Annotated in this window: 11 protein-coding genes; all 11 read right to left on the reverse strand. The window is 67.1% G+C overall.

Translation table 11 applies throughout. The features are described from left to right. Window positions 1–15: 15 nt before the first annotated feature. Window positions 16–987, reverse strand: coding sequence for a sulfate respiration complex iron-sulfur protein HmcB (gene hmcB / locus ACZ5V4_RS09530; protein ID WP_464314616.1), 972 nt, complete (start codon window positions 985–987; stop codon window positions 16–18). A 10-nt stretch (window positions 988–997) separates the two neighbouring features. Beyond that, window positions 998–1,846, reverse strand: a complete 849-nt coding sequence (locus tag ACZ5V4_RS09535) for a cytochrome c3 family protein (RefSeq protein ID WP_464314617.1) — start codon at window positions 1,844–1,846, stop codon at window positions 998–1,000. Between the two features lie 778 nt (window positions 1,847–2,624). Beyond that, window positions 2,625–3,044, reverse strand: coding sequence for a cytochrome c3 family protein (locus tag ACZ5V4_RS09540; protein ID WP_464314618.1), 420 nt, complete (start codon window positions 3,042–3,044; stop codon window positions 2,625–2,627). Beyond that, window positions 3,044–4,339: a (Fe-S)-binding protein gene (locus ACZ5V4_RS09545; RefSeq protein ID WP_464314619.1), complete on the reverse strand. Its 1,296-nt coding sequence runs from the start codon at window positions 4,337–4,339 to the stop codon at window positions 3,044–3,046. Before ACZ5V4_RS09545 ends, ACZ5V4_RS09540 begins: the two co-directional genes overlap by 1 nt. 13 nt (window positions 4,340–4,352) lie before the next feature. Next, window positions 4,353–5,003, reverse strand: a complete 651-nt coding sequence (locus ACZ5V4_RS09550; RefSeq protein WP_464314620.1) for a hypothetical protein — start codon at window positions 5,001–5,003, stop codon at window positions 4,353–4,355. 804 nt (window positions 5,004–5,807) lie between these two features. Further along, entirely contained in the window at window positions 5,808–6,257 is a 450-nt protein-coding gene (locus ACZ5V4_RS09555) for an RrF2 family transcriptional regulator (protein WP_464314621.1), read from the reverse strand. Window positions 6,258–6,357: 100 nt separating this feature from the next. Next, window positions 6,358–9,258, reverse strand: coding sequence for a DEAD/DEAH box helicase (locus tag ACZ5V4_RS09560; RefSeq protein WP_464314622.1), 2,901 nt, complete (start codon window positions 9,256–9,258; stop codon window positions 6,358–6,360). After that, window positions 9,245–10,618, reverse strand: a complete 1,374-nt coding sequence (locus ACZ5V4_RS09565) for a sigma-54-dependent transcriptional regulator (RefSeq protein ID WP_464314623.1) — start codon at window positions 10,616–10,618, stop codon at window positions 9,245–9,247. Before ACZ5V4_RS09565 ends, ACZ5V4_RS09560 begins: the two co-directional genes overlap by 14 nt. A 12-nt stretch (window positions 10,619–10,630) precedes the next feature. Then, the gene (locus ACZ5V4_RS09570) at window positions 10,631–12,376 is read right to left on the reverse strand and encodes a sensor histidine kinase (RefSeq protein WP_464314624.1); all 1,746 of its coding nucleotides are present in this window, start codon (window positions 12,374–12,376) and stop codon (window positions 10,631–10,633) included. Window positions 12,377–12,500: 124 nt separating this feature from the next. Continuing rightward, window positions 12,501–13,850 (reverse strand): glucose-6-phosphate isomerase, encoded by a 1,350-nt coding sequence (locus ACZ5V4_RS09575; RefSeq protein ID WP_464314625.1) that lies wholly within the window; start codon window positions 13,848–13,850, stop codon window positions 12,501–12,503. Window positions 13,851–13,985: 135 nt separating this feature from the next. Beyond that, on the reverse strand, window positions 13,986–15,158 hold the full coding sequence (locus ACZ5V4_RS09580; protein ID WP_464314626.1) for a pyridoxal phosphate-dependent aminotransferase: 1,173 nt from the start codon (window positions 15,156–15,158) through the stop codon (window positions 13,986–13,988). Window positions 15,159–15,168: the final 10 nt, after the last annotated feature.

The raw sequence follows: 15,168 nt of genomic DNA on the forward strand, positions 1-15,168 counted from the left end.
CTCATGGTCGGCCCCCTATTTCCCGGCCTTGGCCCGCTCGGCGGCGACGGCTTCGGCAACGGCTTTCATTTTTTCGTCTTCGGCCTTCTTGTCCTTCCACTTGGTGATCTGCCAGATGCCGCCAAGCAGCACGGGCCAGAGGCAGGCCACCAGGGGCACCAGGCCCAGCGCGCCGGAGGTCATCTCCGGAGCGGGGGTCTTGCCCAGGTTCTCGGGCAGGCCGATCTGGGCGAAGGGCACGTTGGAGATATACATCCAGTTGGTGCCGCCCATTTCGGTCTCGCCGTAGACGTGGGGGAGGTACTTGCCCGGCACGGCCGTGATGCGGCTCCAGGCTTCCTTGATCAGGTCCTCGCGCTTGCCCCAGACGAGGGCCTCCATGGGGCAGGCGCTCACGCAGGCGGGCACCTTGGCCTTGCCCGCCGAGATGTGCGGGTGGCACATGTGGCACTTCTGCACGTAGGGGATGAGCTTGTCGTACTCGTAGGTGGGCACGTTCCAGGGGCAGGCGACCATGCAGTAGCGGCAGCCCACGCAGACGCTGCCGTTGTAGGTCACGGCGCCGGAGGGCTGCTTGGTGAAGGCCTTGACGAAGCAGGCCGACGCGCAGGCCGGTTCCTTGCAGTGCATGCACTGGAACTTCTTGAACACGGGGCTTTTTCCGCCCAGCGCCGCGGGCTGGTACTTGTTGACCAGCGTGTACATGGAGGCGTCGGTGCGGGCCTTGTCGTTCATGCCCTTGACGTCCTCGAAGGTCTTGGGGTCCTTCGCGGGCAGTTCGGTCCAGGGCTTGGTCTTGTTCTCGGAGTTGATCTTGTTGCAGGCGGCCTCGCACTGACGGCAGCCGATGCAGCGGCTGGCGTCGAAGAGCACGCCGTTGGAGTTGGGATATCCGTCGAAGGAATGCCCGCCGGCGGCCTTGGCCTGTCCCGCCAGGGTGGTGGCCGCTGCTGCCCCGGCGAGTCCCAGGAAGTGTCTGCGCTTCATAGGTACCTCGTTATTTCTTGGGGGCGTGGCAGCCCTTGCAATCGGTGGCCGCGACGGGTTCGACGTTCATGGCCTTGTGGCACTGGATGCACTGGATGTGGTAGGCGGCCATCAGCCCGGGACGCTTGGGCTCGTCCGAGGAGAACGGCTTGGCGTGACAGGTGCCGCACTTGGGGGGCGCCATGTCGGCCGGGGTGTTGTGGTGGCAGCCCTGGCAGAGCGTGCCCGCCTCGGAGTGGAAGGCCTTGGCCAGGTCGCCCTTGGCGGCGTCCTTCAGGTAATCCACGTGGGCGGAATGGTTGAAGGACACGGGCATGTACTGTTTGGAGAGCGAGCCGATCTCCACCGTGTCGGGCTGGGCCAGCTTGGCCTGGGCCGGAGCCGGGGCCTTGGGGTCCTTGTGGCAGGTGGCGCAGGAGGCCTCCTTGGGACCGGCGGAGATGTTCTGGTGGCAACCGGCGCACTGGGGCTTCTTGGTGGCCTCGAAGTGGCAGCCCACGCAGCTCATCTTGGACTGCGCCGAGTGCATGGCCTGGGAAAGCTGGATGTTGCCCCCGTCAGGCGAACCCTGGCTCGTGTGACACTGGGAGCAGGGTTCCTGGGTTCCGGTATGGTGACACGTGTCGCAATTCGGGACCGCCGCTTCGTGCTTTTGATGGTTGAAGACAGCCTTGGACAGCGGTCCCTGTCCGGGCTTTCCGCCGATGGCGGTTCCGCTCATGAGCATCTGCGGCGACTGCGCCTTGGCCTGGTCCCCCACGCCGATCCCGTAGCCGGCCACGAGCGCCGAAGCCAGGGAAAGCGTGAGGCACAAGAACAAGGCCCTGCCCCACCGTGACCTGGAAACACGTTTCACCATACGCATCCGTCCTTGCCTCTAGGGTTGAATGCCTGAACCCGCGCTGCCGGAACCCCCACCTTTCCAGCGGCGCGGAGCTGCCTTAAACAGCTGGCCAGAAACGATTTTGGACAGGCACTAGAACACATGCAAGAGCTTCGTCAAGCTGTTCGTGAAAGATGGGACATGCGCGGGTTCCCGGGCTTCGGCGCACGCATGCCGTGACCGCCTTGATCGGCCAGGGAAAATCCGTATTTTCAGGGTTCGTTTTTTCTTTCAGGCGCTGATTTTATCATACTAAATTGGTAGTTTTCCCGCCCCCTCCAATGGCCTGCTCCAAGCCCCGCCGGACAGGGCCTGGCGCTTCCCCCCCGGCCACGCCCTCATCGACGCGCCTTTTCTGGAGCTTTCCCGGCCCGTTTTCCGACGCCCGCACGCCGCGCGGGAGACCCTGCTCCGTGCCTCGCCGCCAAGGGATGTCAAGCACAACACCCCGTACATACTTGCCTTTACCCTTTCGAAACTCCTCTCGCCCATGCGCCTCCCGAGTTTGTTCCTTTTGGGAACAAGCCCGGGCTTCGGGTGCGGCGAAGCCCTCGAAGCGGACCGCCGGGGTCCGGGAGCGGGCATCCGCCTCCGGCGGGTGAAGGGCGGAGCCCTTCCGGGTCCAGGGCGGAGCCCTGGCGGGCGCGAGGCGGCGCCCCGCTCTGCACAAAAAGCAAGCCCCGGCTCCAGGGGCCTTTCGGAACCCTGAAGCCGGGGCGGCGGGGATGGGGACTTCCCGGCCTTCTTCAATCGGTTACTTGACCGCGTGGCACCCGGCGCAGGAGCGCGGCCCGTACTTCATCTCCTTGGTGGGCTTCTCGTGGCAGCCCCAGCAGAGCTTGTGGTAGGCCAGCTGGAGGCCCATCTTGCTCTGGGGCTTGGCTCCGGCGTGGCAGGCCGCGCAGGAGGTCTCGTCGCCGGGCTCCCAGACGTTCTTCTTGTCCGGGCCGTACTTGTGGTGGCAGGCCTTGCAGTCTTCCACGCCGTAGCCCTTGGCCGCGAGCGGCATGGTGTGCTTGCCGTGGGTGAACATCACGGCCCCGCGCTGTTTGCCGCCCGCGTAGGCCTTGTCGTTCTTCAGGTCCATCTTGTCGTCCTGCGCGTACGCGACAAGGGCGAAAGCGCTCAGCATGAGGGCCGCGAACAGGGCGGCGAAGGTGTGGGTGCGGCGCATTACTCGGCCTCCTCCTCATCGGGTTGCATGTGCGGCGGGACTTCCATCAGGTGGCAGATGAGCTCCTTGAAGCTCATGACCTTGATGCCCAGATTGTACTCCTTGTTCAGGTCGTTGATCTGGTCCGTGCAGTTGTGGCAGGGCACGAGCACGAACTTGCATCCGGTCTTCTGGATCTGCTCGGCCTTGACCTTGCCGGCGATCATGCGCGTACGCTTGTAGTCGGCGCCCATGGGGATGAATCCGCCGCCGCCGCAGCAGCAGTGGCTCCACTCGCGGTGGGGCTCCATGGGCACGTAGGTTTCGCAGAGCATTTCCATGAGCTCGTCGCCGTAGGCCCCCAGGTCGCCGGAGCGCGACAGGTTGCAGGGGTGCTGGTAGGTCATGGGCTCCTTGAACTTGTGCTTCAGCTTGATCTTGCCTTCCTTCATGTAGCTGTGGAAGAGCGCCACCGCGTGGGTGACCTCCACCGGGGCCTTCCCGCCGGGCTGCTTGGTCCAGTAGGGGCCTTCGTACTTGGCGGCGCGGTAGGCGTGGCCGCACTCGGTGATGCAGATCTTCTTGGCGCGCAGCTTGGTGGCGGCGTCGTAGAGGGTCTGGGTGACCTGCCCGGCGACCTTGAGGTTGCCGGAGAACATGGAGAGGTTGGTGGCCTCCCAGCCGTGGCTGGGCATGGTCCAGTTCTCGCCGGCCACGTGCATGACCATGGCGGCTTCCTGGATGTCCTGCGGGTAGTACTTGGGCTCGCGGGAGTTGACCACGAACATGATGTTCGTGTCTTCCTTGTCGATGGGGATCTCCAGGTCCTTGACGGTGGCCTGGCCTTCCTCGGCCATCCATTCGCAGGTCTCGACGAACTCCTCGTCGGGGATCTGCATCTGGTTGCCGAACTCGACGTAGCTCTGGTCGATGGTCATGAGCCTGTCCGGGCAGACTTCCTGGGTGCGCATGCACTGCCTGGCGATGTTGATCATCACGGCGATCTCGATGCCGAAGGGGCAGTACTGGGAGCAGCGGCGGCACATGGTGCAGCGGCCCCAGGCGACTTCCTTCATCTCCTCGAGCTGGGCGCGGGTGACGTTGCCCTTGCTCTTGATCAGTTCGCCCAGGGTCTTGCGCGCCTTGTACTGGGGCATGAACTCGGGCTTGTTGTCGTTGGCCAGGTAGAAGAAGCAGGATTCCGTGCACAGGCCGCAGGAGGTGCAGGTCTTGAGCCACGCGCGCAGGCGCGCCGTGTCGTTGCGCTCGATGACCGCCATGATCTCTTCGGCGTTGACTGGCTTCTGATCGGACATGGTGTGTAGCCTCCTACCAGGTCTTGGTGCCGCGGCGGGCGAACTCGCTGCCGATGAAGGCGCGGGTCATGAAGAACAGGAACACGTGGGCCAGCTTGGTGAAGGGGATGCAGATGAGCATCAGGCATCCCGTGAGCACGTGCAGCATGAGCATGGTGTCGGGGTCGAGCAGCAGCTTGTGGTAGCTCATGAACCCGGTGACGAAGGGCAGCACGGTGATCACCCAGACGGCGATGTCCTTGGGCTCGGTGACGATGCGGACCTGGGGCAGGGCGAAACGGCGGATGAGCAAAAACAGCGCGGCGGCCATGAAGAGCAGGGTCATGGTGTCGGCCAGGGAGTCGGCGATGCTGGGCCAGGCGATGCCGCGGTTGAACTCCAGGGTGGAGGCGTGGCCCAGGGCGAACAGGGGCACCACGATCAGGCAGACGTGGAAGACGAAGGTGCCGACCGTGAGCCCGGGGTGCTCGCGCCAGCTGCGGGAGCCGAAGGGCATGAGCCAGGCCCAGACGGAACCGGCCGCCGCTCCCGGGTTGTAGTGGTCGTAGAACACCTTGTCCGTGCGCTTGGACATCTTGTACAGCGAAACAATCTGCCACAAGCTTCCGAAGACGAACACGGCGAAGGCAATCCATACCAATGGACCGTTCACGAATGCGTACATGGCGTCTCCTTTAAAAGTGATGGGCCTACGTCACCTGCCGGGCGCCATGCGCAACCGGCCGCCGATAAAGCTCCGCTCTTTCAAGAGCGGTTCATGCACGTGCAAACGGATGTGGGGAAGGTATTGGGAAGAATTGTCCGCAGGGCTCTCCGGCCGCGCGTGCATGCCGCACGCACACGAATCCGCCCCTCGTGCGCGCCATGCCGCGCCCCGTTGCTGTCCCCCCGGACAACCACGGATCGCCGCACCGCGCACGGACTGAAGGTCCCCACCCCGTTCATCGTCCGCGCCAGCCGTCTTGCGTTTCACGGCAATGCCGTGCCTACGCGAATTCCCTGTTCATGCATGGCGATCTGCATGCGGCCCGTGACATCCGGCCGCACTTTCAAGCCATAGTCTTTTGAACTCGGGTATATGCGCCCTACTACCGCGTGCACCATCTGTCAAGCGAGTGCTTCCCTACCGTATCGGACGGATAATTTATACTGCACTAGAGTAATTCCGACCACTTCAGTACGTTATCTTGAAGTGTACGATGGGATTTTTCAGATCGTTCAGTAATGCACAAGCAGGGAGGGCGATCCGAAGGCGGAAGCGTGGCGCGGAAGGGAACGGAAGGAAGAAGCCGGGGCGGCCGCACGGCGGGAAGCGCGGAGCGGCCGGCGCCTCTGGAGACGGAAGAGGACCCGGGGCGGCGGCCTCGGGATGCGAGACCTCCTGCGGCGGCGCGTGGGATTCGCGCGCCGCGTGATGGCGAAAGAGGCTAGGCCCGGGCTTGGCCCGGACCGGGATGAATCAGACCGGTCAGGCGGGCTTGCCGTTCTCGCAGGCGATCATGGAGTCGGCCTCGGAGGCGCTCTTCAAGAGTTCCTCCAGGGTCATGGAGTCCAGGCGCTCGAGCAGGGCCTTGCTGACCTCCTGCCAGAGCCTGCTGGTGACGCAGGTCTTCAGGCGCGGGCAGCTGGTGCGCTCGGTCCAGCAGGTGACCAGGTTCAGGTCGCCCTCCAGGGCGCGGACTATCTCGCCCATGGAGATGTCCGCCGGGGGCTTGGCCAGCAGGTGGCCGCCCTTGGAGCCGCGCATGCTGCGAATCAGTCCGGCCTTCTTCAGGATGCGGGAGAGCTTCTCAAGGTATTTCACGGAGATTCCCTGGCGCTGGGCGATCTCGCTGACGCGGACGGGGCCGTTGCCTCCGTTCTGGGCCAGGTCCAGGAGCATGCGGGTTCCGTAACGGCTGCGGGTGGTCAACTTCATGCGCGTGTCCTTCTTGGCGGCCTGAACGCCATGACGGCGTCCAGGTAAATCTTATCGAACCCTTAGCCCGTCTCCAAGTCCATGACAAGACGGGAAAACCCTACATCCAGGTCACGGGGCAGCGAACCACGCGCCCGGCCTTGTTGGTGTAGAGCAGATAGCCGTTGTCGCGCCCGAAGAGGTACAGGTCCCGGGTGATGCCCACGTCGGCCTTGCAGTAGCGCGTGATCTCGTCCACGCGCCCCTGTTTCCACCACTTGAGGGCCTGGAGCCCGTCGGCGGTCTTGGCCGCGCCCAGGGTGGCCCCGGCCAGGGTGTCCAGCGAGACGCGCACCCCGATGCGCTCCTTGACGCGCTCGAGCATGTCGAGCACCGGCAAGGCCGAGAAGTCCATGTCCGTGTAGGGCCTCAGCACCTCGAAGTCGAACCGCTTGCAGTTGAAGCCCACCACCAGGTCGGCGGCGGCCAGGGCTTCCGCCAGCTCGTGGGCGCGGTCCTCGGTGAACACGAGGTAGTCGTCCAGGGCGGAATCGTAGACCACGCCCACGGACAGGCGCATCTTGCGCGCGTTGTGCCAGCCGCCCACCTCCTGGGCCGAGAGCTGGGTCTCCACGTCGAACACGGCGAAGCGCCCAGGGGGGGAGGCGCTTTCGCCTTCCCCGGCCGGTTCCCGGGGATCCGCGGGCGGCGTGACCGTCTCGATGGCGAAGGGCTCGCCGCTCTCGGGCGCGGCCCCCATGACGGACTCCACCACGAAGCGCGCGGCCAGCTTGTCGATGGGCCGGTTGCCCGAGCCGCACTTGGGCGAGTGCACGCAGGAGGGGCAGCCGTTCTCGCACTCGCAGCCCGTGATGGCCGAGAGCGTGCGCTCGAGGAGCTCGTCCGCCCGCGCGAAGGCCTGGCGCGTGAGCCCCACGCCGCCGGGCACGCCGTCGTAGATGAACACGGCCGCACGCGCCAGTTGCGGGTGCAGGGGCGTGGAGATGCCGCCCAGGTCGTTTCTGTCGGTCATCACCAGAAGGGGCAAGACGCCGATGGCCGCATGCTCGAAGGCGTGGATGCCGCCCATGAAGTGGAAGAGCCTGCGCTCGGCCTCCTCCTGGGTGTGGCGGGGGATCTCGTACCAGAGGCCCTCGGTCTCGAAGGTCAGGGGCGGCAGGTCCAGGGGCACGATGTTCAGGAGCTGCCCGCCGCGCACCTTGCGCCGCTCGTACCCGGTCACGGTCTCCGTGACCTTGAGCCGCCCGAGCCCCACCCTGGCCCCGTAGGCCTCCTTCCAGGCGCGCACCTCGAGGATTTCCGTGGCCTTGTTGCCGCGCGTGCGCGTGTAGTAGTCAACCTTGCGAGCCTCCACCTTGGCCAGGCGCTCGGGCAGGGAGAGCGACTCCACCACGTAGGTCTGGCCCCTGTGCAGGTAGACCGCGCCCGGGTGGGTCTCGCGGAAGGCGCGGTGCTCGTCCACGAAGCCTATGGACACGCCCTCCATGGTCTCGATGTGGTAGCGCCCGCCCGAGCCGCGCAGGTCCACGTCGCGGTGGGGCATCTTGCGCCCGGCGTGGATGCGGGTGCCCTCCGCGTCCAGGAGGAGCTTTCCCGAGGCCATGAGCCGCTCCACCTGGCGGGCCGCTTCCGGCGAGGAGAGGTACGCCTCCCCGGGGCGCAGGGCGTACTCGGCCGCGGCGCACTCGAGGTGGCGGGCCATGATGGCCTCGTTGTCCGGGTTGACCACGGCGTCTTCCGGGGGCCGGTCGAAGAAGTCGTCGGGGTGGCGCATGAAGTACTGGTCCAGGGCGTCCTCGCCCGCCACCAGGATCACGGCGGATTCGCGCATGCTTCGCCCAACCCGGCCGCCGCGCTGCCAGGTGGACATCACCGTGCCCGGATAGCCCGCCAGGATGCACAGGTCGAGCCCGCCGATGTCGATGCCCAGCTCCAGGGCCGAGGTGGAGATCACGGCCAAAAGCTCGCCCGAGGCCATGCGCGCCTCTATCTCGCGGCGCTCCTCGGGCAGGAACCCCGAGCGGTAGGCGCTGATGCGCGAGGCCATGGGCCCGGCCTTTTCCGAGGCCCACATGGCGATGAGCTCGGTCATCTTGCGCGACTGGGCGTAGACGATGGTCCGAAGCCCCCTGGCCAGCGCGGCCTTGAGGAGCAGGATGGCCGTGTGCGCGGCCCCGTCCAGCGGGTTGACGAAGAGGAAATGCCGCCTGCCCTGGGGCGCGCCGGACTCGGAGACCACCTCCACGGGCAGGCCCGTTAGCGCCCGCGCCAGCTCCCCGGGGTTGCCGATGGTGGCCGAGCAGAAGAGGTGCGCGGGGCGGGCCCCGAAGCGCTCGCACACGCGCCCGAGCCGCCTGAACACGTGGGCCATGTGCGAGCCCATCACGCCCCTGTAGGTGTGCACCTCGTCCACCACCACGTGGGTCAGCCCGGCCAGGAAGGTGGCCCAGGTCTCGTGGTGCGGCAGAAGCGCCAGGTGCAGCATCTCCGGGTTGGTGATGAGCACGTTGGGCGGGTTCCTGCGCAGCTTGGCGCGCATGTAGGGCGTGGTGTCGCCGTCGTAGACCGCCACGGTGGGCCGGGCGGACTCGGGCAGGGAGGCGGTCAGCTCGGTGAAGGCGCGCAGCTGGTCCTGGGCCAGGGCCTTGAGCGGGAAGAGGAACAGCGCCCTGCTGGCCGGGTCGGCCACCAGTTGCTCGAGCACGGGCAGGGTGTAGGTGAGGGTCTTGCCCGAGGCCGTGGGAGTGGCGGCCACCACGTTGCGCCCGGCCCGGGCAAGGGAGACGCAGCGGGCCTGGTGCTCGTAGAGGGCCTCCACCCCGCGCGCGGCCAGGAGCCCGGCCACGGCGCGCGAGAGCGGCCTGGCGGGCTCGCCGTAGCGGGCGGGCCTTTCGGGCAGCACGCGGTGGCAGCAGATGCGCTCCTTCAAGCGCTCGGATGCCTTGAGGGCCGAGACGTACTCGGCCACGTCCCCGCGCTTGGGGTCGTCAGTGTCCGGCAATGTTGTACTTCTTGAGCTTGTACTGGAGGAGGCTCTTGGAGATGCCCAGCATCTCGGCTGCCTTCACCTGCACGAACTCCGCCCTGGCCAGCGCGCGGCGCACCAGGGCCGCCTCGATCTTTTCAAGCGTCTCGCCGATGTTGATCCGCACGGGCAGGAGGTCCACGGCGGACTTGTACTGCGTCTCCTCGTCGCGCACCTCGGCGGGCAGGTCCGCGACGCCGATGAGCTCCCCCGAGGCCAGCACCACGCAGCGCTCCACCACGTTCTGGAGCTGGCGCACGTTGCCCGGCCACTCGTAGCCCGTGAGCGCGTCCATGGCCTCGGTGCTGAAGCCCTGGGTCTTCTTGGCGTTCTCCTCGGAGTACTTGCGCAAAAAGTGCCCGGCCAGCAGGGGGATGTCCTCGCGGCGCTCGCGCAGGGCGGGCATGTCGATGCGCACCACGTTCAGCCGGTAGAAGAGGTCCTCGCGGAAGGTTCCCGCGGCCACGGCGGCCTGGAGGTCCTTGTTGGTGGCGGTCACCACGCGGATGTCCACCTCCACGGGCTCGGTGCCGCCCACGCGCTCGAAGGTGCGCTCCTGGAGCACGCGCAAAAGCTTCACCTGCATGTCCGCCGAGAGTTCGCCGATCTCGTCCAGAAAGAGCGTGCCCCCGTGGGCCATCTCGAAGCGGCCGCGCCGCCTGGCCACGGCTCCGGTGAAGGAGCCCTTTTCGTGGCCGAAGAGCTCGCTCTCCAGCACCCCCGGGTTGAGCGCCATGCAGTTCACGGACACGAAGGGCTGGTCCTTGCGCGGGGAGGCGTAGTGGATGGCCTTGGCGATGAGCTCCTTGCCCGTGCCGGACTCGCCGCAGATGAGCACCGTGGAGCGCGAGGGCGCGGCCCTGTCCACCAGCTCCAGCACCTGGCCCATGGCCTTGGAGCGGCCGATCACCTGGTGCACGGCGTAGCGCTCTTCGAGGCTTTTGCGCAAAAAGATGTTCTCGCGCTGGGTGCTGGCGAACTGGGCGGCCTTGGCCACGGTGAGCATGAGCTCGTCGTTGGAAAAGGGCTTGGTCACGTAGTCGAACGCGCCCACGCGCATGGCCTCCACCGCGCCCTCGATGGAGCCGAAGGCGGTCATGATGATCACCGGCACGTGGGGGTAGGACTTCTTGACGTGTTCGAGCACCTGCTGGCCCGTCATCTTGGGCATCTTCATGTCCGTGATGACCACGTCCACCTCGGACTCCTCGAGGTAGGCCAGGCCCATCTCGGGGTCGTCCAGGGCGGTCACGGCGTGCCCCGCGTCGGTGAGCAGCGCCTCCAGGATCAGCAGGTAGTTCCTTTCGTCGTCTAAGATGAGGATGTTTGTCGCCATGGCGTTGGAAATCTAGGTCCTGGGAAAGAGGATGTCCACCCTCGCGCCGCCGCCGGGGTTGTCGCCCATCTCGATGGACGCCCCGTGGCTGCGCAGGATGTTGGCCGTGATGGCGAGCCCCAGGCCCGTGCCGGACTCCTTGGTGGTGAAGAACGGGTCCAGGAGCTTGTCGCGGATGTCCTCGGGGATGCCCGGCCCCGTGTCCAGCACGGTGAGCCGCGCCCCGGCCTCCCCGGTCCCGGCGCGCACCACGATCTGGCCGCGCACCGGGCCGTCGTCCGCCGGGGCCTCCTGGGCCATGGCCTCCATGGCGTTGGCCAGGATGTTGTAGAAGGCGCGGTAGAGCAGGTCCTTGTCGCCCTGCACCAGGACGCCCGGGGCGTACTCGCGCACCACCTCCACGCCCAGCTCGCGGCATTTCTGCTCCAAAAAGGCCAGCACCTGGTCCAGCACGGTGGCCAGGTCCACGGGTTCGAGCTTCAAGGTCCTGGGCCGGGCGTAGTCCAGAAAGTCGCCCACGGTCTTGGAGAGGCGCACGGACTCCTCGTGGATGGCCGTGAGGATTTTCGCCGTGAGCGGGTCCTTGTCCTTCTGGCGCGAGACCAGAAGCTCCGCGCTTGAGCGGATGATGCCCAGGGGGTTTCTGATCTCGTGGGCGATGCCCGCCACCATGCGGCCCATGCTCACGAGCTTCTCGTTCTGGATGCGCTCGCGGTCGAACTCCTCCTTCTCGCGCTGGCGCTGGGCGTTGATGCGGTCCGCGCGGTGGATGAGCATGCGCAACACCAGGAAGATCACCAGCGAGGTGACCAGGTTGGCCAGGATGATGATGCGCTGGAAGGTGACGAGCTTCTGGTAGTCGGCCGTGATGTCCAGGGTGAATTCGAGGCCCCCGATGACGCCCTCCACCTCGGCCAGGCCGGGCTGGCCCTGGGCGGGCGCGCCCTCCTGGGCCTGGGGCGGGTTCTGGGCGGCCGGCGCCGGGCTCGAGCCGGGCTGGCCGGGCTCGGCTGGCTGGGCCGGCAGCGCGGGCTGGGCCTGGGGGGCGTCCTGGGGCGCAGGGGCAGCGGGAACCGCCGGGCGGGCCGCGCCCGGGGCGGCATCCCCCGGCTTCACGGGCTCGACTCCCTCGCCCGGGCCGAGCTGGCCGGGCTGGCCCGACGGGGCGGGCTGCGCCCCGGCCGCGCTCTCGGCCATGGCCACGGGCACCAGGCCCTTGAACTGAAGCGGGCCGGTGATGCGCATGATCACCGAGCGCGGGGCGATGTCGGCCGAGAAGAAGGCCCCGAGCGTGCCGGTCTGGTAGATGAAGTCGTAGTAGAATTTTTCCTGGGCCACGGCCAGGGCCGCGGGCTCGCCGCCCAGGCCCTGCTTGCCTATGAGCGAGGAGTCCAGGGCGTAGATGACCACGCCGCTCATGTCGTAGAGCCTGGCGTCCTGGACGTGCGCGTTCTTGAGCACCTCGCGCACCACGTCGTCCAGGTGCTTGTACTGCTCGGGCTTGCTCAGGTCCACGCCGCCGAAGAACAGGTAGGCCGGGCTGAACACGCGCTTGGACAGGGCGCTGTTCAGCGTGTCGGCCAGGAAGCGGGCGAAGTCGCGCTGCTTGTCCAGAAGCACCTGGCTGGCCTGGTTTGCCAGGAAGATGGAGAGGAACAGGCTCGAAAGAAGGATCAGGACCAGCGCGCCCCAGGAGACGAACTTCAGAAGCCCGAAGGACGCCCCCCGGCTCAGGTCCTGCCCGGGCTTGATTCTCACGGGCAGGCCTCCGGGGCGAGAGGCGAGAGGCATACGATGCCTCCGGCGGCCGGGGGGAGAAGCCTCCCCCCGGACCCCGGCAATATGCATGACGGCGCGCGTTGCGGGGTCTTGCGGCGCGCCACTAGAACTCCGTGCTGGGGTGCTCGGCGGCCAGGAACTCGGCCAGGTCCGCCTTCTCCTTGACCAGGCCGTCCGCGCCCAGGCGGGCCTTGGCCAGCCGCTTGCCCAGCTCCACGGCGGGCTGGTCCAGCGGGTCGATGGAGAGGAGCCAGCCCGTGAACAGGGTGGTCAGCTCCAAAAGGGCCATGAGCCGCCCGCACTCGTGCTCCGCGCACCTGGAGAGGCGCACCTCCACCAGGGGGATGCCCCGCTGGGTCATGGCCATGCGCGAGCCCAGGGCCTCGGCGGGCAAAAGGTCGCTGAAGGACTTGCCGCGCAAAAACGCGAACTCGGCGGGGATGTCGTCGCCGAAGGGCAGCCCCTGGGGCTCTTCCTCGCAGGTGACGAACAGGCATCCCTTGTCGCGCGGGCCGTCCAGGAACATCTGCTGCGTGGAGTGCTGGTCCGTGACGCCCACGGCCGGGATGGGCATGGAGCCCTTGCCCTGCTTGCCCAGGCTCTCGGCCCAGAGCTGCGCGAACCACGCGCCCATGGTGGCCAGCGGCGGGGCGTAGCAGAAGAAGATCAGCTGGTTGAAGCCCGAGTCCATGATGGACCAGTTCCAGGTGGCCAGCTGCCACGCCGGGTGCGCGGAGAGGATCTTGGGCGAGAGGATGGTGTCGAAGAGCGGCCTAGTCACGGACAGCGCCCCTTCGACCAGGGCGTTGTAGTCGACGCCCAAAAACGCGGCGGGCACGAGCCCCACGGCCGAGAGCACCGAGTAGCGCCCGCCCAGGAAGGTGGGCACGGGCAGGGTGGTGAAGCCGTGCTTCTTGGATTCCTTGCTGAAGAAGCCCTCGTTGCCCGTGACCATGACCAGGTGGTCCTTCCAGGCGTCGCCGAGGCTTTTCTGCAGCCACTGGCAGGCCAGGAAGTACTGGCTGGTGGTCTCGATGGTGCCGCCGGACTTGCTGATGGCCACCACCACGGTCTCCTCGGCGGGCAGCCTGGTGAAGTAGGCCTCCAGCGTGGTCACGTCCACGTTGTCGCAGACCCAGAGCCAGGGGCCCGTGTGGCCGGGCAGGTCCTGCTGCGGGAAGAAGGCCTTTTGCAGGGCCCTGGGCCCGAGCGCGGAGCCGCCGATGCCCAGAAGCAGCATGTGCTTGAATTTCTTGAGTGTAGGCGCGAGCATTTCCAGGTCGCGCTTGAGCGACGGCCAGTGGGGCATGTTCACGAAGGGCAGCCGCCCCCCCTCGGTGCCGGAGAGGTCGACGGCGAGCCTTTCCACGAAGGCCCCCAGGCGGGCCTGCCCGGCGCTGGGGGAGACGCCCTTGGGATAGGCGCTGGTCCAGTCGAGGATATTCTTCTGCATCGCTGCGGCTCCTTGTTTGTTCGCGCGTGAAGGCCCGGCGGTCTCTCGCCGCCGGGCGCGATGCGCCATGCACTACACCAGCCCGGGCGTTTCTTCCATGAAAACATGTCCATGTTCCCATGGAAGAAGGCGCGCCTACCCGGTGATGACCTTGCCCGCGGCCGTGAGGGCCTTGACCAGGGTCTCGTCGTCCACGGCGTAGGAGAAGCGGATGCAGCGGTCGTCGCCGAAGGCGCTGCCCGGCACGAGCGCCACCAGGGCCTCCTCCAGGATGCGCGTGCACAGGGCGGCGGAGTCCGGGGCCTTGGGGCCGTAGCAGGCCGACACGTCCGGGAAGAGGTAGAACGCGCCGCCCGGGTTGGGGCACTTCACCCCGGGCCAGGAGGAGACGATCTCCATGGCCAGGTCGCGGCGGCGCTGGAAGCTCTCGCGCATGGCGTCCACGCACTCGAACCCGCCGGTCAGGGCGGCCACCGCGCCCTTCTGGGCGAAGGAGCACACGTTGGACGTGGACTGGCCCTGGATCTTGGACTGGGCCTTGATCAGGTCCGGGTGGGCCACGGCGTAGCCGATGCGCCAGCCGGTCATGGAGAAGCTCTTGGCCAGGCCGTTGACCACGGCCACGCTCTCGGGCTTCTTCTCCCACCAGTCGATGAGCGATACGGGCTCGAACGGGGGGTAGGTCAGCTGGTCGTAGATCTCGTCGGAGATGACGAAGATGCCCCGCGACACGGCCCATTCCATGATGGCGTCCAGCTGGGCCTTGGTGTAGCAGCAGCCCGTGGGGTTGGAGGGCGAGTTGAGCACCAGGATGCGCGTGCCCGGGGTGCGGGCCTTGTCCAGGGCCTCCACGCTCACCAGGAAGTTGTCCTCGGGCTCGGTGGGCACGAACACCGGGCGGCCCCCGGCCAGGATGGCCATGTCCGGGTAGCTGACCCAGTAGGGCGCGGGGATGAGCACCTCCTCGCCCGGGTTCAGAAGCGCCATGAACAGGTTGTAGAGCGCCTGCTTGCCGCCGTTGGAGACGATCACGGCCTCGCGCGGCGGATTGACCCCGTAGAAGCGCTTGAAGTACCCGCCCACGGCGTCGCGCAGCTCGGGAATGCCGGGCACCGGGGTGTAGCGGGTGAAATTGGCGTCCAGGGCGGCCTTGGCCGCGTCCTTGACGTGCTCGGGAGTGGGGAAGTCCGGCTCGCCCACGGCCAGGCTGATCACTGCCTTGCCCTGGGCCTTGAGCTCCTGGGCCTTGGCGTTCATGGCCAGGGTGGCCGACGGCTTGATCCTAGACAGATTCAGGGAAATTCGCATGCGGCTCTCA

It is taken from the genome of Fundidesulfovibrio sp. YSD1 (genome assembly GCF_055397115.1).